General features: G+C 71.1%; 2 protein-coding genes and 1 pseudogene. All 3 read right to left on the bottom strand.

The annotated features are described in order from the left end of the window. Positions 1 to 410, bottom strand: a pseudogene (locus tag G6020_RS03480) (shikimate dehydrogenase); the annotation flags it as partial. An 85-nt stretch (positions 411 to 495) separates the two neighbouring features. Then, positions 496 to 1605, bottom strand: coding sequence for an endolytic transglycosylase MltG (locus G6020_RS03475; protein ID WP_347238299.1), 1110 nt, complete (start codon positions 1603 to 1605; stop codon positions 496 to 498). Positions 1606 to 1760: 155 nt separating this feature from the next. Next, complete coding sequence (gene ruvX, locus G6020_RS03470; protein WP_182609668.1) at positions 1761 to 2234, bottom strand: Holliday junction resolvase RuvX; 474 nt, start codon at positions 2232 to 2234, stop codon at positions 1761 to 1763. Between the last annotated feature and the right edge of the window lie 84 nt (positions 2235 to 2318).

The following is a 2318-nucleotide window of genomic DNA, read 5'->3' as shown; positions in this document are numbered from 1 at the left end:
GCTCCGGCCTCGGCGAGCCCGGCCAGCACCGGCCGCGCCGTCCCGCCGACCCCCAGGACGACCGCCGTCGGCTCCGTGGGCAGTCCGTCGAACTCGGCGAGTGCTCCCGTCACCCCGTCCACATCGGTGCAGTCGGCGAACCAGCCGTCCCCCCGCCGGACCAGGGTGTTGGCACTGCCGACGATCCGGGCGCGATCGCTGACCTCGGTCGCGTACCCGAGCGCGGCGAACTTGCCCGGCATCGTCACCGAGTAGCCCACCCGGTGTCCCGGCGAGGAGTCGACCACGGAGGCCAGACGTTCGGCATCGCAGTCGATCCGCTCGTAGGTCCATCCGTCGAGGCCGAGCGCCCGGTACGCCGCACCGTGCAGCACCGGGGAGAGCGAATGGTCGACCGGATGACCCAGCACCGCCGCGGAGCGGGGTGACGTGGCCGCGAGACCGTCGGGGGCACCTCCGTCCGAAGCAGCGCCGTCCGAACCCGCGCCGGCGGCGCTACCGCCCACTGGACAGGACCCCGTTGGCTATCGCCTCACTCTGGTACCGCTCGTGCTCCGGGTACTCGTCGGCGAAGCGGGTGGTGCCCTGCATGTCGACTGTCACGAAGTACTTCCACCGGCCCTCGGCGGGGTTCTCCATCGCCCGGAGCGCATCGAGCCCGGGAGACCCGATCGGTCCGTAGGGCAGTCCGTCCATGGCGTAGGTGTTCCAGGGCGTGACCGCCGCACGATCGGCGTCGGTGGTGGCGATCTCCTGGTCGGCGAGGGCGTAGTTGACCGTCGAGTCGAACTGGAGGCGCATCGGCTCGTCGAGCCGGTTGAGGATCACCCGGGCGATCTTGTCGAAGTCCTCCAGGGTTCCCTCCTTCTCCACCAGCGACGCCGCGGTGACGACCTGGTAGGGCGTCAACCCGATCCTCTCGGCCGAGGGCACGAGACCGGTGGCGTCGTAGGCGTCGGTCGACGAGTCGATCAGCTGACGGAGGATCTCCAGGGGCTCGGACTGCGGGCTGACGTTGTGGACCCCCGGCGCGATCAGGCCCTCGAGTCGGCGAACCGGGTCCGGGGCGGCGCGCACCTCGTTGATGGCCCAGTCGGGAACCCCGAGCTCGGCAGGGTCGGCCTGCACGGCGGCGTCGACGATCTCCTGCGGCAGGCGGCACATCGGTGGGGCCTCCGGGTCGTCGAGGTCCCGGAGACAGGTCGCGTCCGCGATCAGGGTGAAGATGCCCTTCTCGGTTCCGCCCCCGACGACGACCGTGTCGAGTAGTCGCCCGCCGGGCTTGACGTCCATGAAGCCGACCCTGTTCCGGGGATCGGCCAACGCCTCCACCGCCGACGCGGCGCTCATCTCTTCCCGGACCTGGTAGTACCCCGGCTGAATGCCCTCGACCGACGTCCCGGCCGCCGCTCCCGTGAAGGCCCGGGTGCTGGCCACGGTGCCGATGTCGTACAGGCGGTCCCCGACGACGCCCAGGGTGTCCCCGGGCTCGACGTGCAACAGGGCGTTGCCGGAGCCCTCGCCCTCGAAATCGGGTGCCGCGGAGACCTCGTTGCCCGTGTTGCGATAAACCATCACGGCGAAGGCCAGGACAACCCCGACCACGGCCGCAAGGAGTATGAACCGGGTGGTGCCACTTGTTCGTGAGCGTCCTCGTGCCGCAGACATCGTGCTCCTTAGCCAGGGGTTCTGGGAGCTGCCCGCCGGACAGCATCGTGCTTGACGGGCAGTTTATCCAGCCGCGCCGGTCGACACGCCCATCATCGGCGGGCGCGCCGTGAGTCGAGCCATGCCTGCAGGAGCACCACCGCGGCGGCCTGGTCGATCACGCCCCGCTGCTGTCGGGTGTTCCTGCCCGCGCCGTGGAGGGCCGCCCCGGCCGTCACGGTCGTGAGTCGTTCGTCCACGAACTCGACGTCGAGGTCGGGCGAGGCGGTGGAGAGCGCCCCCACGAACGACCGCGCCATCGCCGTGGAGGCGGTGTCCCGACCCTTCAGTGAGGTGGGCAGCCCCACGATCACGCCGACGGCGTCGTACTCCTCGACGAGGTCCCCCAGGCGTCTCACCTCCGACGTCCACTCGGGATCACCGCTGGTGACGCGGATCGTCTCGACAGGTGTCGCGAGGATCCCGTCGGGATCGCAGGAGGCGACCCCGATCCGTGCCGTCCCCACGTCCAGGCCGAGCCGCCGACCACGGGTCCACCCGTGGACGTCGGGGTCCGGTCCCGTCACCCGGCATCCCGCACGGCGGCGCGCAGCGCGGACACGGCCGCGTCGATCCCGGACGGATCGGTGCCCGCCCCCTGCGCCATGTCC

Source organism: Dietzia sp. B19, assembly GCF_014145155.1.
In the GTDB taxonomy this organism is placed as follows: domain Bacteria; phylum Actinomycetota; class Actinomycetes; order Mycobacteriales; family Mycobacteriaceae; genus Dietzia; species Dietzia natronolimnaea.
This window is presented reverse-complemented; position numbering and strand designations above follow the sequence as displayed.